Genomic DNA, 22,691 nt, shown 5'->3' with positions numbered 1-22,691 from the left:
CGTGACGGAAGACCTCACCCCAGCGCCGACACCCGCCCTACCACCGACCACGGCTCGTGTCTCGCGGTGGTCGCGCGCCCGTGCGGCTTGGCCGCGGCTGCGCCGCTGGGTGCTGCGGGGTCTTCTCGTCGCGCTCGTGGCGCCGATTCTCGTCTCGCTGAGCTTCAACGTCATCCAGCCGCCGACCACGGCCGTGATGCTGCGCCGTACGGTCCAACGTGCGATCGACGGCAAGCGCCCGTGGTATCCGAAGCGCGACATCGTAGGCCGGGCCGCCATCGCCCCTTCGCTGCGCCGCGCGGTCCTCGCCGCGGAGGACGATCGCTTCTACCTGCACTGGGGGCTGGATCTCGTCGAGATCAACAAGGCCTTGGAGCGCGCCGAGCGCGGCGGTCGGCTGCGCGGCGCGTCGACGATCACGCAGCAGGTGGCGAAGAACATCTTCCTGTGGGAAGGGCGCTCGTTCGTGCGCAAGGGACTCGAGGCGTATCTCACGCTGGTGCTCGAGCTCACGCTGCCGAAGGAGCGCATCCTCGATCTCTATCTGAATCTCGCGGAGTGGGGTGACGGCACCTTCGGCGCGGAGATGGCGGCGCGGCGGCACTTCGGCGTGAGCGCGGCGCGGCTGACGCGCGAGCAGTCGGCGCGGCTTGCCGCGATCCTGCCGAGCCCACGGCGCTGGTCGCCGACCGGCAGCGTCGCGTCGCGGCGGGCGGTGATCATCCTGGACCGGATGCGATACGCGGCGCCGCGGGACTGAGTCCGCGACGCCGCGTCACCACACCGAACCCGGCCGCGACTAGAACCGCAGCCCGACGCCCAACGTCACCCAGCTGTTCGCGCCGTTCTTGAACGGCTTCACATACGACGCCGTCGCCTCGAGCATGAGCAGGCCCACCGAGACGTTCGGCGCGAACGCCCATTCCTTCGCATCGGTGGTGTACCCGAACTCGGCGCCGACATCCAGCAGCGGGAGCGGCGAGAAGTGCGGACCCGCCTGCAGCATGAGTTCCTGCACGTCGTCGTTGAGCGGATTCGCCGACTTGAACTGCGTGTAGGTCACCGAGCCCATGGCCTTGAAGAACAGCAACGGCACGCCGGCGCGGAAGTACGCGCCGACGCCGGCGTCATGCGTATCGGCGAAGTCCCCCTGCGGCAGCGCGCCGTGCGCGCCGAGACGGATGTCGAGCAGCGGGATCTGGGCCTGCGCGGGCGCAGCCGCGAGGGCGAGGAACGCGGACACTGCCAGGATTCGACGGAGCATTGAAGCCTCTCTGGTGGTAACGGATAGGGCGAGGACGAGAATCAGGCGACTCGCGGGACAGCGGCGTCAGGGCGTCGCCGTTCGTACCCTATAGAGCAGTATCCGTTGCACGCCGAGCGAGTCACGGCTGCGGCCAATCAGGACGTCCCGGCCAAACCGCAGCACCGTCACCCCGCGCGGGGTCTCCGCCGCGCCGAGCAGCTTCCCGTCGCGGTCCAGCACGTCCCACTGTCGCGTGGAATCCAGCGGCATGCGAAACCGCTCGAGCCAGATGCGCCCGGCCGGGTCGAGCTTCACCCCCGTGTAGAGCGGCGCGTACTCGCTGAGCGGCAGCGGCTGCGCGTGGAAATTCGCGTAGCGCGCGCTGTCGGACTGGCCAGACATCGAGACGGCGAACTGCCGCTTGTATTCCTCCCACACGTCCGCGCTGCGCACGCGCGGCCGGTCCCACGCTTCGGAGCCGATCACCGAGCCGTCGAGTGCGTGGATCTGCAGGGCCGGCGCATTTCCGCCGACGATGATGAGGCGGTCACCGTCCACGGCGAACTGCGGCTCGGCGGACAGCGGAATGGAGATCGCGCGGACGCGGCCTTCGTACTCATGGAACAGGCGCGGACGCATCGGCAGCTGGATGATCGTGTCGAGCATCGCGCCGGTGGAATCGTACCGCAGCAGCTGGTAGTTCGTGACGAACAGCTGTCCAGGCGCGCCTCGGATGGCGCCGCCGTTCGCGAACGCCTGGACGATCCAGTCGCCGTTTGTCGCTACGCCCTGCAAGTACGGGCGCGGCGTGTCGGGATACAGCGTGAAACGCCGCGTCTCGCGGAACGACAAGTCCGGCGAGAGCACGTGGACGCGCATCGCGCCCTCGTCGGCGGCGAGGATCGCACGGCCGTTGGTGTAGAGGTAGCCGGACGACCCTTCGTTGAACTCCATCGGCCCCGCGCCCCGGCGACCGAGCGAGCCGAGGTGCTTGCCGGTGGAATCGAAGATGCGGAGTTCGGCGGCGTCGCCGTCGGCGACGAGGATGCGGCCATCCTCGGAGATGAGCGCGTCGACGATGCGCTCGAACTGATACGCATCGTCGCCTTCCTCGACGCCGATCGTCAGGAACGGCGTGGACTCCACCACGATACCGGCCACGTCCGATACGCTGCGCGCGCCGCCCTCGCCGCCGCCGCAGCCGAAGGCTGCGACGGCAAGCAGCACTGCGACAACCGGGAAGCGCTTCAACGGCGCTGCCCCAGTCGGTACTCCTTCGGCGGGAGATTGCCCTGCAGGTGCGTCACGAAATAGTCCCAGCGCCGGCGCATGATGTACATGCCGTCCACGCCGAAGCCGTGGCGCGCGTTGGGCAGCATGATCATGTCGAAGTCCTTGTTGGCCTTCATGAGGGCGTCGGCGACGAGCAGCGTGTTCGACGGCGGCACGTTGTCGTCCATCATGCCGTGGATCAGGAACAGCTTGCCGCGCAGGTTGGCCGCGTGCGTCTGGTTGGCCTCGGCGGCGTAGTTGTCGCTGGTCCCATTGCGCACGAGCAGGCCCTGGTAGCGCTCACCCCAATCGTCTTCGTAGTTCCGGTTGTCGTGGTTGCCCGACTCGGCGATGCCGACCTTGAAGAACTCCGGCGCCCGGAACATCGCCGCGGCCGTGGCGAAGCCGCCGCCCGAGTGGCCCCAGATGCCGACCTTCTCGATGTCGATGAAGCGGTGCCGGCGCGCGAGCTCCTGCATGCCCGCGACCTGGTCGGGAATCGTGTTGTCGTTCATGCGCCCGTAATAGGCGTCATGGAAGGCCTTGGACCGCTGCGGCGACGAGCCCATGCCGTCGAGCAGCACGACGACGAAGCCGAGGTCGGCCAGCGCTTGGTGATCGCCGCGCGCCGGCGAGAAGGAGCGCGAACCCACCGAGCCACCCTGCGGGCCCGGGTAGATGTAGTTGATGATCGGGTACTTCTTGGTGCTGTCGATGTTCGTCGGCGTGAACATCAAGCCGTAGAGATCGGTCTGGCCGTCGCGGGCCTTCACCGTGAAGGGCTGCGGCGCCTTCCAACCGGCGGCCGTGAGGCGCGAGATGTCGACACGCGCGAGCTCACGCACGACGCGGCCCGTATTGCCGTCGCGGAGGACGGTCACCGGCGGGACATTGGCCTGCGAGTAGGTATCGATGATCCAGCGTGCGTCCGGCGAGAGCTGCACGCTGTGGTTGCCCACCTCGGGCGTGAGGTGCACGAGCTGGCGGCCGTCGAAGTTCACGCGGTAGAGCGAATTGAAATACGGATCGCGCCCCGGCTCCCGGCCCTGGGCCGTGAAGTAGATGCGGCGCGCGCGCTCGTCGACATGCACAATCCGCGTGACGTTGCCGTCACCGGTGGTGATGCGGTTCTTCAGCTGGCCCGTGCGCAGGTCGAACAGGTACAGGTGCATCCAGCCATCGCGCTGCGACCACTGGATGAGCTCGTTGCTGCCCGGCAACACGCGCCAGAGGGCATCGTCCGTCGAGGCGTCGCCGATGTGCGTCGGGCTGGTCTCCTCGTACAGCGTGCGGACCTCGCCGGTGGCGGCGTTCGCGACGCGCATCCACATCTGCTTGTGGTCGCGCGAGGACGAGACGAAGGCCAGCTGCGAGCCATCCGGGAACCACTCCAGGTCGCAGAGCTCGCCGCCGCACTCGATATGGTCGGACACGCGGGAGCGATGCTGGTCGGCGGGCATCTGGAGGCGCGTCACCGCCGGACGGCCGTTGCCGCCGTCGAGCGCGATGACGACGCGGTGGATGCGGAAGATGACCGAGTCGCCGGGCAGCGGATAGCGCCAGGCCTGCAAGCGCGGTGCGCCGACATTGGTCGTCGTGAGGTACATCATCGACACGCCGCGACCATCGTGCTGGAAGGTCGCGATGCGCTTGCTGTCGGGACTCCACGAGACCACCGGATCGTCCGAGTGCGTCCAGCCGGCGTTGTTCGTCGCGTAGCCGAAGTCCTCGACGCCATCCGTCGTCAGCTGCGTCTCGGCTCCGGTGCTGAGGTCCTTCACCCACAGGTTGTATCCGCGGATGAACGCGGCCTTGCTGCCGTCGGGGCTCACGCTGGAGCGCGGCGGCGCGGCCTGCGCAGGACGCGCCGGCGGAGTCGCCTGGCAGGGATCCTGCCCCTGCACGCAGGTGCGGCTTTGGTTGCGTGCGGGATCGACGATCCGCAGCTCCGCGCCGTTCGCGCCCTGCACGCGGTACCAGAAGCGCCCTTCCGGCAACCACGTGAATCCGCTGGCCGCCCCGCTGACCAGCGGTGCGACGTTCTGCCCGAGCCAGCGCTCGGCGCGCTGGTAGTCCTCGGCAGTCAGCTGCACCTGGTGGTGCATGCTGTGCTGCTGGGCGGAGAGGAGCGCCGGGACAGCCAGCGCGGCGAGCGCAAAGGGGCGAAGCAGTCGCATAGGTCTCATCTATAGAAGAGGGGGGCCTTGGACGGACCCGGGAAAGTTACCGGGCTCGCGCGCCGTGCGAAGGGCAACGGGCCGAGCGGACGGGGGACTTGCGCCTTCGGATGTTTAACTGAATAGTTAAACTCAATGACCAAGCGAAAGTCCGCTCCCGCATCCCCAGGTAAGCGCCCCGCCGCGACCAAAGCCGCCGCCCCCACGCGCCGTCAACCGGACACGGAAGCGCGGATCCTTGCCGCGGCGCGCATCGTCTTCACCCGTGCCGGGACCGCCGGTGCGCGCATGCAGGACATCGCGCGCGAAGCCGGCGTCAACCAGGCGCTGCTGCATTACTACTTCCGCAGCAAACAGGCGCTCGCTGACCGCGTGTTTCGCGAGGCCGCCGCGACGCTGTTCTCAGCCCTCCCAAGGGACATTCGCCCCGACGCTTCGCTCGAGGACCTCCTGCGTGCGTTCGTGCGTGCCTACATCGACACCGTGCGCCGGACGCCCTTCGTGCCGGCATACATCGCCGCCGAGGTGCACCAGCATCCCGCGCGCGTCGTCCAGATGATCCGCGAGATCACCGGTGCCGACTCGACCGGCGCGACCCCGGCGGTCCTCCGCGTCGTCCAAGCGATGATCGACGTGCGCGTGGCTGCCGGCGAGATGCGTCCCATCAAGGCCGAGCAGCTCGTGATCAACATGATGGCGCTGCTCGCCTTCCCCTTCGTCGCGCGGGCGCTGCTCGCCGGCGTGTACGGCATGGACGATGCGGCGTTCGAGCGCTTCCTCGACGAGCGCCGCGACGATCTCCCCCGCTTCATCCTCAACGCGGTACGGCCCTGATGCCGAATCCCCTCCGTCACCTCTGTCTCGCGGTGCTGATGGCCGCCGTCACCCTGCCCCTCGCGGCACAGGGCGGCGGTGGCGATGCGCTCGCCTTGCGCGACCTCCTGCACGCCGCCGAGCGCACGGATCGCCGTGCCGTACAGCGCGCACTCATCGCCGAGCAGTCGGCGCTGCGCAGCACGACGCTCGACCGCGAACGCTTGCCGAGCCTCGCAGGGTTCGCCGCCGGCCAGTACGTGTCCGACGTGCCGAGCATCGGCGGCACGCCGATGGTGCCCTTCCAGCAGTACGACGCATACCTCACCGTGCGGCAGCGTCTCTTCGACCCAAGCCGCGCACCGCGCCAGGCCGTGGAGCGCGCGACGCTCGAAGAAGCCGACGCCCGAGTGCGGGGTGCGCTCTGGACGCAGCGCCAGCAGGTCAGCGATGCATTCTTCACGCTGCTCGCCCTCGATGCCGAGCGCGCGACGCTCGCCGCCGCCATGACGGAACTGGACACGCAGCGACGCCTTGCCGAGACCCGCGTGGCGGCAGGGAGCGCCCTCGCCGGTGAACTGGCTCTGCTTGAGGCCGAACTGCTGCGGCGGGCGCAGGCGCTGGACGAGATCGATGCGAACCGCCGCGCCACGCGCGCGGTGCTCGCATCGCTCACCGGACGCGCGATCGACGAGACCACTCAGCTCGCGCTGCCGTCGTTGGAGGCGGAGACCTCGCGTGCGGTCGCGGCGATGGACTCGCTGCGCAACCGTCCCGAGTACGCGCAGTTCGCCGGCACGCGGGCCCTGCTTGACGCCCGCGCTCGCCAACTGCAGCGCACGGACTTGCCGCGCGTCTCGGCGTTCGCTCGATCCGGCTACGGTCGCCCCGGCATCAATCCGCTGGCGCGCGACTTCCAGACGTACTGGATTGCCGGGGTGCAGCTGGAGTGGACGCCGACGCTGTGGGGCGGCGCCTCGCGCGACGCCGAGGTGCAGCGACTCCAGCAGGAGGTCGTGCGCAGTGAGGAAGCGCAGTTCACCGCGCAGCTCGAGCGCGCCGTGCAGCGTGACCTCGCGGCCATGGATCGCCTCGCGCGCAGTCTGGCCAGCGACGACACCATCATCGCGCTGCACGAGCGCGCGGCGGGTGAAGCGCGGCGCCGATTCGCCGAAGGGAGCATCACCGCGGGCGAGCTGGTCGACCGCGAAACCGACCTCCTCGCCGCGCGCACCGCGCGCGACCTGCACCGCGTACGGCTCGCCGAGGCACAGGCGCGGTTCCTCACCACTGTCGGCCAGGAGATCCCGTGATGCGGTCCGCACTGCAGATGCCTATTCCCGCCATCGCGCTTGTGCTGGCCGCCTGTGGCGGCGACGTGGCTCCCGATGCCTATGGCAACTTCGAAGCCGATGAGGTGGTCGTGGCGGCGCAGGTGGCAGGCCCCGTGCTGCGCTTCGATGCGCTGGAGGGCCAGACGATCGCCGCCGGCGCGCTCGTCGCCGTGGTCGACACCATTCCCCTCGCGATCGAGCGCCGCCAACTGCTGGCGCAGCGCGAGGTGCTCCGCGCCCGGCGCAACGAGCTGAGGGCGCAGGCACAATCCGTGGAGAGTCAGCTCGAGATCGCCCTGCGCAGCCGCGAGCGGACGCAGCGCCTGCGCGCCGGTGATGCGGCGACGACGCAGCAGCTGGATGCGGCGGAGCGCGAGGTGCGTGTGCTGGAATCCCAGCGCGACGCGCTGGTCGCTGCGGACGGCTCGGTGGTCGCGGAACTCACCGCACTCGACGCGCGCGTCAGCGGATTGGACGATCGCATTGCCCGCGCGCAGGTGCGCGCGCCGATCGCCGGTACCGTGCTCGCCACCTACGCCCGCGTCGGTGAGAGCGTGCAGCCCGGGCAAGCACTGTTCACCATCGCCGACCTCGCCACCCTTACGCTGCGGGCATACGTCACCGGCGACCAACTCGGCAGCTTCCGCCTCGGACAAGCCGTGACGGTACACTCCACCATCGGCGATTCGCTGGTCGCATTCGCCGGCGAGGTGGCGTGGGTGTCGTCGCGCGCGGAGTTCACGCCGACGCCGATCCAGACCCGTAACGAACGTGCGGACCTGGTTTACGCCGTGAAGGTTCGCGTGCGCGACCCGGACGGGCGGCTCAAGATCGGCATGCCGGGTGACCTGTCACTCGCCGCTGCCCCGTGAACTCGCCCCTGGCCGCGCCTGTGGTCGTCGACGGCGTCCGCAAGCGCTTCGGCGCCACGACCGCGCTCGACGGCGTCTCGTTCGCGGTGCGCGACGCCGAGCTGTTTGGACTCGTCGGGCCCGACGGCGGCGGCAAGACGACGCTGTTCCGCATCCTCACCACGCTCATGGTGCCCGACGCCGGGCATGCGACCGTGCTGGGGCTCGACGTCGTGCGGGACCTCTGGGCGATCCGCGCGCGCGTCGGGTACATGCCGGGACGCTTCTCGCTCTACGGCGACCTCACCGTCGAGGAGAACCTGAAGTTCTTCGCCTCGGTGTTCGGCACCGACCTTGAAAGCGGCTATGCCCTCATCGCGCCGATCTACCGGCAAATCGAGCGTTTCAAGGACCGTCGCGCCGCGGCGCTCTCCGGGGGCATGAAGCAGAAGCTCGCACTGTCCTGCGCCTTGGTGCATCGCCCGCGCCTGCTCTTCCTCGACGAGCCGACCACTGGCGTGGACGCGGTCTCCCGCCGCGAGTTCTGGGACTTGCTGGCGGAGCTCAAAGCCAGTGGCCTCACGATCGTCGTCTCGACGCCCTACATGGACGAGGCGGCGCGCTGCGACCGCGTCGCGCTGATCCAGCAGGGCCGAGTGCTCGCCATTGACGCACCGAGCCGGATTGGCGGCCGGTTTCCCCGCTCGATGTTCGCCGTGCGGGCCAGGCAGCGCGCGGGGCTGCTCGAGGCACTGCGGCGCTTCCCCTCCGTGGCGTCGGCCTACCCGTTCGGCGAGGACGTGCACTTCAGCGATCGACGCCCCGAGATCGCCCCGGCCACCGTGATTGTCGAGCTGCACGCGTACCTCGCTGCGCAGGGCCTCGACGAGGTGCGGATCCGCGAGAAGGCCCCCGGCATCGAGGACGCGTTCATCGAGCTGATGGGCCACGCGCCGGAGATTGCCGCGTGAGCACGGGTCCGCGCGGCGCCATCCACGTCCGGTCGCTGACCCGCCGCTTCGGCGCGTTCACGGCCGTCGATGCCATCAGTTTCGATGTCGCGGCCGGTGAGGTCTTCGGATTCCTCGGTGCCAACGGCGCCGGCAAGACGACGGCAATCCGCATGCTCATCGGCCTCCTCGCGCCGTCGGCGGGGACAGCCACCGTCGCCGGCTTCGATGTGGCGACCGATGCCGAGCAGGTGCGGCGGCGCATCGGTTACATGAGCCAGCGCTTTTCGCTGTACGAGGACCTGACCGTACGTGAGAACATCGCGCTCTACGGCGGCATCTACGGGCTCAGCGACGCTGAGGTCGCGCAGCGCGGCAGCGCCATGATCGACGGATTGAATCTCGGGGCCCACGCGGATGACTTGGTCAAGGCGTTGCCGCTGGGATGGAAGCAGAAGCTCGCGTTCTCGGTGGCATTGCTCCATGCGCCAGACATCGTATTCCTCGATGAGCCCACGGGTGGCGTAGATCCGATCACCCGCCGGCAGTTCTGGGAGCTGATCTATGCCGCCGCATCCCGCGGCACCACGGTGTTCGTGACCACGCACTACCTCGACGAAGCCGAGTACTGCGATCGCGTCGCGATCATGGTGGACGGACGCATCGCCGCGCTGGGCACACCGGAGGACCTGAAGTCCGGATTCGCGACGGACTCGCTGGATGACGTGTTCGTGCGGCTCGCGCGCGCGACGGGAGCCGGCGTATGAGACAGGCGCTCATCGCATTGCGCGCCTTCATCGTGAAGGAGTTCCAGCATATCCTGCGCGACCGCCAGACCCTCATCATCCTGTTGGGGCTCCCGGTGGCGCAGCTGACGCTCTTCGGCTACGCGCTGCGCACCGACGTGCGCGACATCCGATTGGCCTACGTGGCCGAGGCTCCCGATGCCGCGACGGCCGCGCTGCGGACGCGGTTCGCGCGCAACGGGCGCTTCACGATGGTGGACCTCGCGCCGGGCCCCGGCGCGCTCGCGGAGGCGTTCCAAGCCGACCGTGCCGACGTCGCCGTCATCGTCGCGCCCGGCCTCGCCGACCGTCTGCGCGACGGCCGCGCGGCCGAGGTCCAGGTCATCGCGGATGCATCGGACCCGAACACCGGCGCCACGATGCAGGCACATGTACTCGCGGTGCTGACCGCCTGGCAGCGCGATCTCCCTCCGCGCGTCGGCGGGGTGAACATCGAGCCGCGGGTCCGCATGCTGTTCAACCCGACGCTCGAGAGCGTGAACCTGTTCGTGCCGGGGCTGATCGCGCTCATCCTGACCATCGTCACGGCACTGATGACCGCGATCTCGCTCTCGCGCGAGAAGGAGCGCGGGACGCTGGAGGTGCTGTTGGTGTCGCCGCTGCATCCCTGGCAGGTGATCGTCGGCAAGGTTGCGCCATACCTCCTCCTGGCGTTCGTGAACGTCGTCTCCGTGCTGGTGGCGGCCTGGCTGGTGTTCGGTGTCCCGTTCCGGGGATCGCTGGTCACGCTGATGGCGGGCAGCACGCTCTACGCGCTGGTCGGTCTTTCGCTCGGCGTCGTGATTGCCGCCATCACCAGCAGCCAGCTGACGGCGATGCTGGCGGCGCTCATCGGCACCATGATGCCGAGCACCCTGCTCAGCGGCATGATCTTCCCGATCGAGTCGATGCCGGCGCCGCTGCAGGTGCTCGCGAACATCGTGCCGGCGCGCTGGTTCATCGAGATTTCGCGCAGCGTCATGCTCAAGGGGGCCGGATGGGCGGAGCTCTGGCCCCAGTTTGCGATCCTGAGCGGCATGTTCGCACTGCTCATCACGCTGGCGATTCGCCGCTTCTCGGTGCGGCTCGACTGATGCGCGCCCTCCGCGTACTGCTCCGCAAGGAGTTCCTGCAGATCCGCCGCGATCCGACGATCCTCCGGCTGCTCTTCGTCATGCCCTTCGTGCAGCTCGTGCTGTTGGCCAATGCGGCGAGCTTCGAGGTGAAGGAGAGCCGCCTCTGGGTCGTGGACCAAGACCGGACCACCCTCTCGGCCGGGCTGGTCGAGCGGCTTCGCGGGACGGGACGCTTCATCGTCGTGGGGAGCAGCGTCCGCCAGGAGGACGGCAATGCCGCGCTGATGACGGGGCATGCCAACGCCATCGTCGCCATCCCCGCCGGGTTCGCCCGCGAGATTCAACAGACGCGCCGCGGCACGGTGCAGTTGGCGTTCAACGCCGAGGATGGCGCCCAGGCCGGCGTCGCGAGCTCCTACGCGACGGAGATCGTCTCGCGGTACGGCGCGGAGCTCGGTGCGCAGCTCCTGCCACAGGCGCTCGGGGGCGCGGACCGCGACCGCCCCGTGCGCGGCGTACCGCGCCTCGATGTGCACCGCCGGTACTGGTTCAATCCCGCGCTCGAGTACCGCTGGTACATGGTGCCCGGCATCCTCGTGCAGCTCGTGACTATCGGCGGGACGTTCATGTCCGCGCTGAACATCGTGCGCGAGAAGGAGGCGGGCACGCTCGACCAACTCAACGTCACGCCGATCAACCGCACGACGTTCATCGCCGCCAAGCTGATTCCGTTCTGGCTGATCGGCATCGTGCAGCTCACCGTCGGCCTGCTCGTGGCGGTGGCGGTCTTCCGGATTCCCATCGAAGGTTCGCTGGCACTGGTCTACGGGGCTGCCGCACTCTACCTCGTCGCGGCGCTCGCTGTCGGGCTCTGGGTGTCGAGCGTGGCCGAGACGCAGCAACAGGCCGTGTTCGTGGCGTTCTCGCTGCTCATGGTCTACATCCTGATGAGCGGGCTGTTCACGCCGATCCGCTCGATGCCGGATTGGGCGCAGGACCTCGCCTTCCTGAACCCGCTCATGCACTTCATCGCGCTCATGCGCGGCGTGATGCTGAAGGGCGCGAATGCCGTTGACGTGCTGCCGCGCCTCGCGGCCCTGGCGGTCGGCGCCGGCGTGCTCATGGCGGCCGCCGTGTGGAGGTACCGCAAGGGCGCGGCGTAGGGCGCTGGGCCGCGCTACATTCCCGCGATGCAAGACGAACTCGCTCCCACCCGCGACGTCCGCCGCGTCATCCTCGCTTCGTCGCTCGGCACCGTCTTCGAGTGGTACGACTTCTACCTGTACGGGTCGCTCGCGGCGATCATCTCGCGACAGTTCTTCTCGGGCGTCAACGAGACCGCAGGCTTCATCTTCGCGCTCCTCGCATTCGCGGCAGGCTTCGCCGTGCGCCCCTTCGGCGCGGTGTTCTTCGGCCGACTCGGCGACCTGGTCGGGCGCAAGCATACGTTCCTCGTGACCATCGTGCTGATGGGCGCTTCGACCTTCTTGGTCGGTGTGCTCCCGACGTACGCGAGCATCGGCATCGCCGCGCCCGTCATCCTGATCCTTCTGCGCCTACTGCAGGGCCTCGCGCTCGGCGGTGAGTACGGTGGGGCGGCGACGTACGTCGCCGAGCACGCCCCCGCAGGCAAGCGCGGTTTGTATACCGGCTGGATCCAGACCACGGCCACGCTCGGGCTGTTCCTCTCGCTGCTCGTCATCCTCGGGTGCCGCATGGCACTAGGGCCCGAGCGCTTCGATGCCTGGGGTTGGCGGATCCCGTTCCTGTTCTCTGTCATCCTGCTTGGCATCTCGACCTGGATCCGGCTGTCGCTCGACGAGTCGCCGATGTTCCGCAAGATGAAGGCCGAGGGCAAGCAGTCGAAGGCCCCGCTGCGTGAGAGTTTCGGCGAATGGGGCAACCTGCGCATCGTGCTGTTGGCGCTGTTCGGTTTGGTCGCGGGCCAGGCCGTGGTGTGGTACACCGGACAGTTCTACGCCCTGTTCTTCCTGACGCAGACGCTCAAGGTGGACGCGCAGGCGGCGAATCTCATGGTCGCGGCGGCACTGGTGATCGGCACGCCGTTCTTCGTCATCTTCGGATGGCTGTCGGACAAGGTAGGCCGCAAGCCGGTGATCCTCGGCGGCTGCTTGCTGGCGGCGCTGACGATCTTCCCGTTGTTCCGGGCGTTGACCGCGGCGGCGAACCCTGCATTGGCGGCGGCGCAGTCGATGGCGCCGGTCACCGTGCAGGCCGACCCAGCGAGCTGCGCCGTGCAGTTCAATCCCGTGGGAACCAGCGCGTTCACCGCCTCGTGCGACATCGCGAAGACAGCGCTCGTGCGACGCGGCGTGCCGTATCGCAACGTCGCCGCGACAGGAACGGCGCGCGTTGCCATCGGCGACGTGTTGGTGGAGTCCTTTGACGGCGCGGCTGCGGGCGCTGACACCGCGCGCACGAGGTTCGACGCCGAGCTGGACGCGGCGCTGTCCGCTGCGGGATACCCGACGCGTGCCGCGCCTGAGGACGTGCGCGTCGGACTCGTGATTGCCATCCTGGTGGCGCTGGTGCTGCTCGTGACAATGGTCTACGGTCCGATTGCGGCAATGCTCGTCGAGCTCTTTCCGACGCGCATCCGCTACACGTCGATGTCCCTGCCGTACCACATCGGCAATGGCTGGTTCGGCGGGTTCTTACCGACCACCGCATTCGCAATTGTCGCAGCGACCGGGGACATCTACGCCGGCCTTTGGTACCCGATCGTCATCGCGCTCATGACGGCGGTGATCGGGGCGTTCCTTCTGCCCGAGACGCGGGGCGTGGACATCGACGCGACATAGCGCGCAGACGGCCGGCGCGGGATGCCGCCCCATGGACACTCGTGTCCCGTGGGCCTATCCGAGACGTGCGTCGGTCCGCACTCCTTACGGTGGCTGCGCGGCTTCTTCGACCCGCACGGGTATGCGCAGGGTTCCGATGCCCGCGTCGAGGTGGATGTTCACGGGGCCGACGTCAGTTGCGACGACGCTGATGCGAGCGCCGACGGCAGCGGAGAGCCGAAGCGCAACGGGGTCGCTGACGGTCCACGTGGGAATGAAGAGTCCGGTGAGGTCGCGCGTAGGGACGCTCTCGACACGGACTCGGAAGCTGATGGAGTCGCCGACCACGATGCGTAGCGTGTCGGGGTTCGCACTGACGGCAACCTCCGTCCCCAGACTGTCGCGGAAGACGAGCAGACGCGGCGGCAGGACCGTCGCAGTCAGTGTGCGCTCGATGCCTCCCGAGCGCAGCACAAGTTGCGCGGAACCCGGCGCACGTCCGATCAACGATCCCGTGCGCAGCTCGACGACATCGGGATTCCGCGACTGTGCGACGAGGGGCCAGCGCAGGGTGTCAAGCACACGGCCGGCTGCGTCCAGCGCCACCGCCGCGAACGGGACGGTATCAGCCAGGCCGAGTACGGGATGTTCCACGTTCACGCTAATGCTCACCGGCACTGGAACGACGAGCGGAGTGTCCTGGCAACCGGAGAGGCCGAGCACGCACAACATGGCGCGGAAAGCCACCCCTCGTGGCCTCCCGCGCCGTTGTCCAGCACGCCGTTCGCATCGTGCGACCGGTCCCGCGTGCGCGGTCACGGCGTCCAGCGGACCCCAAGCTGCACGAAGTGATCGTTGACCGCCTGCTTCGCTTCGCCACCGAGAACGATCGGCAGCGTCGCCGGATTGAACTCGCTCGGCGAGAAGCGATACATCATGAGCAAGTCCGCGCGATCGGAGATCGGCGTACGCCATCCTGCACCGAGGTCACCGGCAAGCTCGGCACTCACGTCGGAGTATGGCACGTCGAGCTTCCGAATCTTGTACGCGACGCCCGCACGGATCACGGGACTGCCGACCCACAGCAACCGCCGCTCCGGCATCCAGTTGAGTCCGAACGAGGTCAGCACCGTCGTGGCTTGGTACACCGGCCGCGACGGATAGGGATCGACCTCGAGGATTCCACTGTGGGTGAGCTGCGGGGCCCACAGGGTGCCCCCGACAAACAGATAGATGCCGCGCCCGAGCCGCCGTTCGAGGTCGAGACTGACCTGTGTGGCAGACGTCTGGTTGACGCTGGCCTCCGATCCGTCGCTCACAAGTACCAGAGGTGACGCGGAGAGCGTGGTGCCGACGGAGGCCGTGACCCGCCACGGGGAGTTCCCCGCCGCGGCCGCGCCTGCTGCTGGCGGTCCCTGGCCTTGAGCGCTGAGCGCGCCAGCCAGGAGTCCCGTCGCCGCGAGCACGACTGTGAAACGATTCATCGTCGCTCCTGAGGAAGTAGTGGTGTACCGGCGTGGTGCCTCCAGAAATCCGGAGACACCACGCCAGCACGATCAGCGGCGGGAGAAGATACCCGTGACGGCGAACGTATTCGTCGGTGCGGGATGGTAAGCCGTGAAGGCAGGCAGCAGTCCGAACCGCATGTTGCCGCCGTCGAAGTAGATCACTCCGTTCGTCCGCGTCGCGTCAGCCGACGCGCCAAGGAACTGATCGCCGACCCGCGTGAGCAGCGCCGCGGACACCGCGCTACCCGTGATGCTGTGCAGCGTGGTGTTGACGTTGTCGTAGCGCTCGACGACCGCATACGTCGCGTTGATGTACATCGGGCGCCGGAACTCGGTGGATGTCACCGCCGAGTTGGTCAGCTGCGTGAGCGTGCACCCCGGCAGCGTCATCCGCCACACTTGCGAGAACTGCGTGGAGTCGGCCGCAGTGCCACGCAGCGCGGTGTTGAAGTCCGCATCCGTTCGGGCTCGCGTCGTAACGATCGCTTCGGTCCCGCTGGGCGAGATCGCGATGCCGCTGAACACCACGTACTGGTTCGCGTTGCCCACACAGTTCGTGATGGTGCCCGTCGGCGCGAGCGACTGGATGGTCGACAGGGCCGGACCTGCGTTGACCGAGTCGGTAATGAAGTAGGCGGTCCCGCGGTTGCCGGTCCCCGGCACGAAGGCAATCTGGTTGAACGGCCGTCCGTTGGTGCCCGTCGCGCCAGTCGACAGCGGGAACGCCGGCAAGGCGCTGGGGATGCCCCACGCCGTGCCTGCCTGGCTGCCGTCCATCGCGCGCAAGTACGCGCGGAAGCCGCTGCCACCGAGATTCGCTGAAACGACCGCAGTGTCCGGATGACCCGACAACGCAAGGGACGTCTGGCTGATCGTCGCTTCCGCGGGGGCGAGGGCGTAACTCGTGGCCGCGCCGATGGGCCCGATGTTGGCGAACGGCGTCGTCAGGCGGCTCAAGGTGTTCACATTCATCCAGACACCGCTCGGCCGTGCCGTGCCCGTGAGCGTCGTCGAGGTCGACACCGCCCCCACCGTCGCGACGGCCGTCGCCGAGTCGCCAGCCATGGAGACCGTGACCCGATGGTCCGTGTTGTCGACGGTGCCGTTCGATGTCACCCGTGCGCGATCGTCACGGCTGACCGAGAAGGTGATACTCTGCTGTGCCGCCGAGGCCGGTGCACCGCTCACGAGAATCACCGGATTGCCGTACGTGTCGAATGCGCGGTACTGCCATTGATCCGCCGCGGTGACCGGAATGCTCGCGGTCGTCACGCGATCGGTCGTGTCGGCCGCCGACACCGCATTGCGGCGGAACGCAATCACACGCGATGCCTCGCGCGGGAAGATCACGCGGTTCGAGGTCACGGTCGCCGCCCCGTTGCCGATGCCGGATCCGTTGCCTGCCACGCCGGAAATGGTGAACGTCACGTTCTGCGTGGCCACACCGGATCCGTTGGAATTCAGCACCTGCGGCGCCGTGTACACGAAGCTCGCGACACCGGTCGTGTCCGTCGTGACGCTCGTCCGGTTGAAGCTGCCGGTCTGTGCACCACCGTTCACCGTCGCAACGATTTGGACGGTCGCGCCGGCAACCGGCGCTGCGGCGCGGTCAACCACGCGCAGGGAAATCGTCCGAGACTCACCAGCGCGCAACGTGTCGCCCGCCGCGACGTTCGCGACGGTCGTCAGCGACTGCGAAGCATCCGCGGGCTCCGCGAAGACGTACAGCGCGGCGCCCTGCCGCAACCGCACCGAGTCGCGCACCGAACTTCCGCTGCCTGGATTGGTGGCCGTCAGCAGAGCGTAGGTCGATCCATCGGTGCCCGCGTTGCCGGCACTCACGCGCAACAGGCAGTCGTTGCTACCGGGCGGCACGTTGACCTGCGTCAGCGTGCCGATAGCAGCGTTGCGCGTGATGATAGCGAGTTGGGCCTGCACAGACGAGCAAATGTTCGTGCCGCGCGGCGTAAGCACGACGTACGGCAGCAGCGGCTGCTGGTCAGCCACCGTGCTTTGCTCGTAGATGACGCTGTCCGGAATGATGCTGATGCTCGCGATGTTCGGACGCACCACGACGCGTACCGAGTCGATCAGGTTGTTGACCTGCAGCACGACCCACGTCGAGCCGGGCTGGCTGAATCCGCTCAGCTGGACCTCGCATCGACCATTCCCCGTCTGAAGCGTTGCCGTGCTGACGATGCTCGGGTTTCGGGACGCGAGGACGACGATGCCGGAGGTACCGATCGTGGAGCAGCGGTTCGCCCCGCCGGCCGTGGTCGCGGCCCACGTGAACAACAACGCGGGGTCCGAAGCGCTGAGGAGCGGGAAGATGGAGGCCTGGCCCACGCCACCCATCGAGTCCGGCACGATGTTCACGGCTGTCACGAGGTCGTTGGCGTTGCGCAGCACCTGCACGACGGTCGTGTCAACCAACCCACCAGCGCGGGCCACCACACGCGTGGTACCCTCCGCCACCGCCTGCACGGACTGAGCCGTGCCCGTCGACGCGTTGATCAATGCCACCGTCCGATCGAGTATCTCGTATGTGATGGTCGGCTGCGAAGGCAGCACGCGACCGCCCGTGCCGCGCACGACCGCCGACAGCAGCACCGTCTGGTTGGGCAGCATCTGAACGGACGCCGGCGAGAGATCGAGCGTGGGGTTCGTCACGGTCACCGCCACCGTCGCCGTTAGCCCACCCGTCGCCGCCGTGATGGTCGCGGTGCCGGCCGACTGAGCCGTCACGAAACCTCCAGAGCTCACCGTTGCAACACTGTGATCGGAGGACGACCAGAGAATCGTCGGCTGCACCCGGAGCGGAACACCATCGCCGTCAAGAACGCTCGCCGACAGCGCGACGCCGTTGTCACCTGCCGTAACCGAAACCGTCGCGACGTTCGTCGTTAGCGTCGACGCCGTCGGCAACTCGACCGGCGTCTCGGCACAGGCGGCCAAGACCGCCATCACCGCAGCGGACACTGTCCGCAACAAGGTGGCTCTACGTGAGCGCATACAAATCCTCGAGCAAGGGAGGGGTGGGAAGAATGGGCAAGCGCTGCCCCCGCAAGCGGGCGCAGAAAAACGTCGCAAAGATTGGAGTGGGGTTGCGCAATTGCAAGGGCGAGATTATGGCCTAGGTCACTCGGTCACAATTGCCGCACAGCCCCACAACTGTTCTGTGACGAACCGCACGTGCGGCGCCTCACGCACGGAGCCGACCTAGGCCGAAGTGCTAGTCACCTGGCCGTCGGCTGCTTCAGAACCACGCGCTCCGCATCTCAAAGGCGCTGGCCTCATTGCGAATGAGCACGTCCGCATCCACCGCGTGCTTGGGCAGCTCGAAGCCGAAGTAGAACTGGGCTGCCTGCAGCTTGCCTTCGTAGAACGCGCGATCGTCGCCACTTGCGCCAGCCGCGAGCGCTGCCTCGGCCACCACCGCCTGGCGCAGCCAGAGCGCGCCGTACACCACACGGGACACGAGCTCGAGGTACACCGAGGCATTCGCCAGGCCACGGGCGGGCTCCTTCGACATCGTGGGCAACAGCGTCTGGGTCGCCGCGACCATGCGCTGCGTCGCGCCCTGCAACTGCGCCGCCAGCGGGGCAAGCGCCGCTGACGTCGCACCGGCCGCCAGCTGCTGGAGCTCGTCGAGGAGCGCCTTGAAGCACGCTCCATCCTCCTGCACCACCTTCCGGCCCAGCAGGTCCAGGGCCTGGATGCCGTTCGTGCCCTCATGGATCTGATTGAGGCGATTGTCTCGGTAGAGCTGCTCGACGTCGTACTCGCGGGCGTAGCCGTACCCGCCCATCACCTGCAGCGCCGAGCTGATGCCCTCCTGCCCGTAGATGCTCGGCCAGGTCTTCGCGATCGGCGTCAGGACCTCGAGCAGTCGCGTCGCCCGCGCGCGCGCCGCCTCGTCGCCGGTCTCCTGCTCATCCACCAGCCGCGCGCAGAGCAGGATGAGATGCAACGACCCCTCGGCGGCGGTCTTAGCCGTCAGCAAGAGGCGTCGGATATCGGCATGCTCGATGATCGTGACCGGCGGCTTCGCGGGATCCTTCTCGCCGGGCAAGCGGCCCTGCCGACGCTGCTGCGCGTACTCCAATCCCACGTGATAGGCTGCGTACGCCATCGCCATCGCCGCGCGACCGACCCCGATGCGCGCCTCGTTCATCATATGGAACATGTAGGCAAGCCCGTGATGCGGCTTGCCGACCAGCTCGCCGAAGCACTCGCCACGTTCGCCGAAGTTCAGCAGCGTGCTCGTCGTGCCGCGCCAGCCCATCTTGTGGATGAGGCCACCCAGCGTGACGTGGTTGTCCCCCGCCGGGTTGCCCGCCGCGTCCACGCGGCGGCGCGGGACGATGAACAGCGAGATGCCCTTCGTGCCCGACGGCGCGCCCTCGATGCGCGCCAGGACGAGGTGCACGATGTTCTCCGTGAGCTCGTGCTCGCCGCCGGAAATCCAGATCTTGGTGCCTTCGATGCGATACGTGCCATCGGCGTTCGGAATTGCCTTCGTGCGCAGGTCGGCGAGCGACGAACCCGCGTCGGGCTCGGTGAGCGCCATCGTGCCGGAGAATCGACCCGTGAGCATCGGGGGTAGCCATCGCGTCTTCTGGTCTTCGTTTCCGAACGCCGCGATCAGATTCGACGCACCGGCCGTGAGCATGGGATAGCTCGCCGTGCCGATGTTGGCGGCCTCGAGGTGGCCGATCGCCGCCGAGGCGATGACGTGCGGGAGCTGGAGGCCGCCGCGCGCTTCGTCGTGCGTGCTCGCGATGATGCCGGCCTCCGCCGTTGCATCCCACGCGGGCTTCACGCCGGGCTGCAGCCACACCCTGCCATCGCGGACCTCGGGCTCCTGCTGGTCGTTGGCCTTCCGGTTCGGCGCGTAGAACTCGCGGGCAATGCCGTCGGCGGTGTCGAGCACTGCGTCGTAGACTTCCCTGCCCTGGCCCGCGTACCTCGGGCGTTCGGCCAGCGCGTCGGCGCCGAGGAGTTCGTAGAGGACGAAGTTCAGGTCACGCCGCTTCAGCATCGACACATCCATCGTTGAAGGCTCCTCCAAGATAGGACGCGTGCGCAGGGCGGGCCACATGGCTGGTTCGCGCCCCGCCGCCGTTGCTGCCAGATTCCTGACATGGAAGCCGAGCCCGAATCGCCGGACGTCGCGGGACCCGAGACGCCACCGCCGCCGATACACCTGTCCCGGCAAGTCACGCCGGCCGGCGCGACGGCGGCGGCCGCCGCGCTGATCTTCCTCTACTTGCTGTTCTGGCCCGTGCCGATCCGGCCGGTCGCATGGGAAGCGCCGGCGAATCCCGGCTACAGCGGGGTCTTTGCCGCGAACGAGCGGCTCTCGGCCATGGACACCGTTGGCGTGCTGGGCGAGCGCGGTCCCGAATCAATCGCCGTGGACGACTCCGGGCGCATGTACTTCGCCACCGCGTCCGGATGGATCGTCCGGACCGATTCGCTCGGTGGCGCAGCGGAGCGTTGGGCCAACACGGGCGGACGCCCGCTCGGGATGGCCTTCGATGCCAGCGGAACGCTCTGGGTCGCCGATGCCTTGAGGGGACTCCTCAGCGTCTCGCCCAGCGGAGCGGTGCTCGTGATGGCGACGACCGCCGAAGGGATTCCAATTCGATACGCCGACGACCTAGATGTCGCGCCAGACGGCCGCGTGTACCTCACGGATGCGTCCACGGCATTCTATCCGCCGCAGTATGACGCCTTGCAGGCGAGCATCCTCGAGGTGCTCGAGCATCGCGGCACCGGACGCGTCATTGAGTACGAGCCGAGCAACGGCCGCACGTCGGTCATCGCCGCCGGCCTCGTGTTTCCCAACGGCCTTGCCGTCACCCACGACGGCACGGGTGTGCTCGTGAATGAGATGGGCAACTACCGCGTGCTGCGCATCGAGCGCGACGGCGTGGCCCGCGGCGCCATCGAGGCCGTGGTGACGGACTTGCCCGGATTCCCCGACAACCTCACGCGCGGCCGTGACGGCCGATACTGGATCGCGCTGGTCTCGCCGCGCAACGGGCTCGCCGACTGGATGTCGGACAAGCCGATGTTCCGGAAGATGCTGCTGCGCCTGCCGCGGATGATTCGGCCGGGACCGGTGCACTACGGTCATGTCATTGCGATCGACAGCACGTGGCGTGTGCTCGCCGACTTGCAGGATCCGAGCGGACGGCTCGAGTCGCTGACCCACGCGCTGGAGACGCCGGGTGCACTCTGGTTGGGCTCGTTGTCGGCGCCCGTGGCAGGTCGCGTGCCGTGGCGGTCAGCCGACGACTCGCTCAGAGCGCGGTAATGCCGGCTCGTCCGTGCTCGACCCGCCAGCGCGTCACCGTGTGCACCGGCGCACCCGGCCGTGTGACGAACGGCACCTCACGGTAGTCCGTGCGCCACTCGCGTTCCGTCACGTCGCAGACGTAGTATCCGCGTCGCCCTGACTGCCACTTGATGTACGGCAACTCGGCGAGCCGCGCCTTGAACGGCTCCGTCTGCTCCTGGCCATCGCCGCCCGACGCGATGCTCGTCCCCACGAACTCGGCCGCGACCACGGGCCGGTCGGGGCGGTCGAACCCCGCGCGGAGCTCGTTCACCCAGTTCGAGTGGATGTCCCCCGTAAGCACGACCGTGCGGTTCGGCGCACGCTCGGCGATGGCGTTCAAGATGCGCTCGCGGCTGCGCGGATACCCCGACCACTGGTCCATCGACACGCGCTGCTCGGGGCCGAGCGCTTCGTCATAGGGTGCCACCATGACTTGCTGCCCCAACACCTGCCAACGCGAGCGCGACTGACCGAGTCCCTCCGTCAACCATTGCTCCTGCTGCGCACCGAGGATCGAGCGCGCGGGATTGTCCCAGTCGCCGCAGGGCACCGTACGATTGCCGTCGTCGCAGGCTTGGTCATCGCGATACTGGCGCGTGTCGAGCATCCAGAAGCGCGCCAACGCGCCCCAGTTGGTCGTGCGGCGGATGTCGAGATCTGCCCACGACCGCGCCCGAGGCACGCGCACCGGCTGATGCTCCCACCACGCCTGATAGCCCGCCGCGCGGCGCGCGCGCATCTGCTCGGCGGATTCCATTCGGTTCTCGCCGAACTCGTTTGCGTAGTTGTTGTCGACCTCGTGGTCATCCCAGGTCACCAGCCACGGGCACATCGCGTGCGCGGCTTGCAGCTCTGCCTCGAGCTTGTACTGCGCGTACCGCAACCGGTAATCGTCGACCGTGATGATCTCGCGTCCGAGATGCGAACGCACGACTTGGTCGCGGCCGCCGTACTCGTAGATGTAGTCGCCGAGATGCGTGACGAGGTCGCAGCGTTCGTTGGCGAGGTGCCCGTACGCCGTGAAGAGTCCGTTCTCGTAGTTGGCGCAGGACGCCACGCCGAAGCGCAGCGGCGTGTTCGCCCCATCGGCGGGCGTGGTGCGCACGCGCCCAATCGCGGACTTCGCTTCACCCGATTGGAAGCGGTAGAAGTACCAGCGATCGGGCTGCAGGCCGTCCACTTCGACATGCACGCTGTACGAGAGTTCCGGCGCCGCGGTGTACCTGCCCTGCTTCACGATCTTCGTGAACGCCTCGTCCTCGGCGACCTCCCACACGACGACGGGCCGGTTGCCCGGCATGCCGCCATGCGGCTCCAGGGGCCGCGGCGCCACGCGCGTCCACAGCACCGCGCCTGCGGACCACGGATCGCCGCTGGCCACGCCAAGCGCAAAGGGATTGTCCGCGTACTGCGGTCGCCACGTGAGGCGCCACTCGTTGGGGAGGCCGGCGCAGAGCGCGCTCAGGCGGACGACATCGACCAGGAAGTCGCGACGTTGCATGCCTGATGCTCACACGGACCCGAGGTGTCGG

Annotated in this window: 18 protein-coding genes; 10 read left to right on the top strand and 8 right to left on the bottom strand. The window is 68.2% G+C overall.

The features are described 5' to 3' along the window. The first annotated feature begins 1 nt into the window (after position 1). On the top strand, positions 2-760 hold the full coding sequence (gene mtgA, locus Strain318_RS03480; RefSeq protein ID WP_367887140.1) for a monofunctional biosynthetic peptidoglycan transglycosylase: 759 nt from the start codon (positions 2-4) through the stop codon (positions 758-760). Between the two features lie 39 nt (positions 761-799). Here the strand turns inward: mtgA and Strain318_RS03475 are convergent, their stop codons facing one another. The 3 genes from Strain318_RS03475 to Strain318_RS03465 all read right to left on the bottom strand — a co-directional run bounded on the left by Strain318_RS03475 (position 800) and on the right by Strain318_RS03465 (position 4,695). Continuing rightward, entirely contained in the window at positions 800-1,264 is a 465-nt protein-coding gene (locus tag Strain318_RS03475; protein WP_367887139.1) for a hypothetical protein, read from the bottom strand. A gap of 66 nt (positions 1,265-1,330) precedes the next feature. Next, positions 1,331-2,473 (bottom strand): NHL repeat-containing protein, encoded by a 1,143-nt coding sequence (locus tag Strain318_RS03470; protein WP_367887138.1) that lies wholly within the window; start codon positions 2,471-2,473, stop codon positions 1,331-1,333. A 20-nt stretch (positions 2,474-2,493) separates the two neighbouring features. Then, a complete protein-coding gene (locus Strain318_RS03465; protein ID WP_367887137.1) occupies positions 2,494-4,695 on the bottom strand; it encodes a S9 family peptidase in 2,202 nt (733 codons plus the stop codon). A 135-nt stretch (positions 4,696-4,830) separates the two neighbouring features. Here Strain318_RS03465 and Strain318_RS03460 point away from each other — a divergent pair, with 135 nt between their 5' ends. From Strain318_RS03460 to Strain318_RS03425, 8 genes are read left to right on the top strand one after another with little or no spacing between them, the layout of a single operon-like run. Then, positions 4,831-5,529, top strand: a complete 699-nt coding sequence (locus tag Strain318_RS03460; protein ID WP_367887136.1) for a TetR/AcrR family transcriptional regulator — start codon at positions 4,831-4,833, stop codon at positions 5,527-5,529. Continuing rightward, on the top strand, positions 5,529-6,821 hold the full coding sequence (locus tag Strain318_RS03455; RefSeq protein WP_367887135.1) for a TolC family protein: 1,293 nt from the start codon (positions 5,529-5,531) through the stop codon (positions 6,819-6,821). The genes Strain318_RS03460 and Strain318_RS03455 overlap by 1 nt, the downstream gene beginning before the upstream one ends. Beyond that, positions 6,821-7,714, top strand: a complete 894-nt coding sequence (locus Strain318_RS03450) for an HlyD family secretion protein (protein WP_367887134.1) — start codon at positions 6,821-6,823, stop codon at positions 7,712-7,714. The genes Strain318_RS03455 and Strain318_RS03450 overlap by 1 nt, the downstream gene beginning before the upstream one ends. Beyond that, a complete protein-coding gene (locus Strain318_RS03445) occupies positions 7,711-8,664 on the top strand; it encodes an ABC transporter ATP-binding protein (RefSeq protein WP_367887133.1) in 954 nt (317 codons plus the stop codon). Before Strain318_RS03450 ends, Strain318_RS03445 begins: the two co-directional genes overlap by 4 nt. Further along, positions 8,661-9,410, top strand: a complete 750-nt coding sequence (locus Strain318_RS03440; RefSeq protein WP_367887132.1) for an ABC transporter ATP-binding protein — start codon at positions 8,661-8,663, stop codon at positions 9,408-9,410. Before Strain318_RS03445 ends, Strain318_RS03440 begins: the two co-directional genes overlap by 4 nt. Beyond that, positions 9,407-10,522: an ABC transporter permease gene (locus Strain318_RS03435; RefSeq protein ID WP_367887131.1), complete on the top strand. Its 1,116-nt coding sequence runs from the start codon at positions 9,407-9,409 to the stop codon at positions 10,520-10,522. Before Strain318_RS03440 ends, Strain318_RS03435 begins: the two co-directional genes overlap by 4 nt. After that, positions 10,522-11,667: an ABC transporter permease gene (locus tag Strain318_RS03430; protein WP_367887130.1), complete on the top strand. Its 1,146-nt coding sequence runs from the start codon at positions 10,522-10,524 to the stop codon at positions 11,665-11,667. Before Strain318_RS03435 ends, Strain318_RS03430 begins: the two co-directional genes overlap by 1 nt. A 27-nt stretch (positions 11,668-11,694) precedes the next feature. After that, positions 11,695-13,326, top strand: a complete 1,632-nt coding sequence (locus tag Strain318_RS03425; RefSeq protein WP_367887129.1) for an MFS transporter — start codon at positions 11,695-11,697, stop codon at positions 13,324-13,326. Positions 13,327-13,410: 84 nt separating this feature from the next. Here Strain318_RS03425 and Strain318_RS03420 read toward each other — a convergent pair whose 3' ends face one another. The 4 genes from Strain318_RS03420 to Strain318_RS03405 form a co-directional block, all read right to left on the bottom strand. Then, positions 13,411-14,052 (bottom strand): hypothetical protein, encoded by a 642-nt coding sequence (locus Strain318_RS03420; RefSeq protein WP_367887128.1) that lies wholly within the window; start codon positions 14,050-14,052, stop codon positions 13,411-13,413. A 68-nt stretch (positions 14,053-14,120) separates the two neighbouring features. Beyond that, positions 14,121-14,789 carry a hypothetical protein gene (locus Strain318_RS03415; RefSeq protein WP_367887127.1) on the bottom strand — a complete coding sequence of 223 codons (669 nt, stop codon included), beginning with the start codon at positions 14,787-14,789 and terminating at the stop codon, positions 14,121-14,123. 72 nt (positions 14,790-14,861) lie between these two features. After that, positions 14,862-17,777, bottom strand: coding sequence for an Ig-like domain-containing protein (locus tag Strain318_RS03410; RefSeq protein WP_367887875.1), 2,916 nt, complete (start codon positions 17,775-17,777; stop codon positions 14,862-14,864). Positions 17,778-18,069: 292 nt separating this feature from the next. Then, positions 18,070-19,854 (bottom strand): acyl-CoA dehydrogenase, encoded by a 1,785-nt coding sequence (locus Strain318_RS03405; RefSeq protein WP_367887126.1) that lies wholly within the window; start codon positions 19,852-19,854, stop codon positions 18,070-18,072. A gap of 102 nt (positions 19,855-19,956) precedes the next feature. On the opposite strand from Strain318_RS03405, the gene Strain318_RS03400 reads away from it, so the two are divergent. Beyond that, entirely contained in the window at positions 19,957-21,135 is a 1,179-nt protein-coding gene (locus tag Strain318_RS03400; RefSeq protein WP_367887125.1) for an SMP-30/gluconolactonase/LRE family protein, read from the top strand. Here the strand turns inward: Strain318_RS03400 and Strain318_RS03395 are convergent. Next, on the bottom strand, positions 21,122-22,660 hold the full coding sequence (locus tag Strain318_RS03395; protein ID WP_367887124.1) for an alkaline phosphatase D family protein: 1,539 nt from the start codon (positions 22,658-22,660) through the stop codon (positions 21,122-21,124). The two genes, Strain318_RS03400 and Strain318_RS03395, sit on opposite strands and share 14 nt — an antisense overlap. Positions 22,661-22,691: the final 31 nt, after the last annotated feature.

The organism is Pseudogemmatithrix spongiicola (assembly GCF_030623445.1).
GTDB lineage: Bacteria > Gemmatimonadota > Gemmatimonadetes > Gemmatimonadales > Gemmatimonadaceae > Pseudogemmatithrix > Pseudogemmatithrix spongiicola.
The sequence above is the reverse complement of the archived record's forward strand: the minus strand, read 5'-3'. Positions and strand labels throughout refer to the sequence as shown.

What these genes read in the sequence shown, in the direction of transcription:
- Strain318_RS03460 (WP_367887136.1), top strand. Translation starts at nt 4,831, where the DNA reads ATGACCAAGCGAAAGTCCGCTCCCGCATCCCCAGGTAAGCGCCCCGCC.
- Strain318_RS03450 (WP_367887134.1), top strand. Translation starts at nt 6,821, where the DNA reads ATGCGGTCCGCACTGCAGATGCCTATTCCCGCCATCGCGCTTGTGCTG.
- Strain318_RS03465 (WP_367887137.1), bottom strand. Translation starts at nt 4,695, where the DNA reads ATGCGACTGCTTCGCCCCTTTGCGCTCGCCGCGCTGGCTGTCCCGGCG.
- Strain318_RS03400 (WP_367887125.1), top strand. Translation starts at nt 19,957, where the DNA reads ATGGAAGCCGAGCCCGAATCGCCGGACGTCGCGGGACCCGAGACGCCA.
- Strain318_RS03435 (WP_367887131.1), top strand. Translation starts at nt 9,407, where the DNA reads ATGAGACAGGCGCTCATCGCATTGCGCGCCTTCATCGTGAAGGAGTTC.
- Strain318_RS03410 (WP_367887875.1), bottom strand. Translation starts at nt 17,777, where the DNA reads ATGGCGGTCTTGGCCGCCTGTGCCGAGACGCCGGTCGAGTTGCCGACG.
- Strain318_RS03415 (WP_367887127.1), bottom strand. Translation starts at nt 14,789, where the DNA reads ATGAATCGTTTCACAGTCGTGCTCGCGGCGACGGGACTCCTGGCTGGC.
- Strain318_RS03475 (WP_367887139.1), bottom strand. Translation starts at nt 1,264, where the DNA reads ATGCTCCGTCGAATCCTGGCAGTGTCCGCGTTCCTCGCCCTCGCGGCT.
- Strain318_RS03405 (WP_367887126.1), bottom strand. Translation starts at nt 19,854, where the DNA reads ATGCTGAAGCGGCGTGACCTGAACTTCGTCCTCTACGAACTCCTCGGC.
- Strain318_RS03430 (WP_367887130.1), top strand. Translation starts at nt 10,522, where the DNA reads ATGCGCGCCCTCCGCGTACTGCTCCGCAAGGAGTTCCTGCAGATCCGC.
- Strain318_RS03395 (WP_367887124.1), bottom strand. Translation starts at nt 22,660, where the DNA reads ATGCAACGTCGCGACTTCCTGGTCGATGTCGTCCGCCTGAGCGCGCTC.
- Strain318_RS03455 (WP_367887135.1), top strand. Translation starts at nt 5,529, where the DNA reads ATGCCGAATCCCCTCCGTCACCTCTGTCTCGCGGTGCTGATGGCCGCC.
- Strain318_RS03425 (WP_367887129.1), top strand. Translation starts at nt 11,695, where the DNA reads ATGCAAGACGAACTCGCTCCCACCCGCGACGTCCGCCGCGTCATCCTC.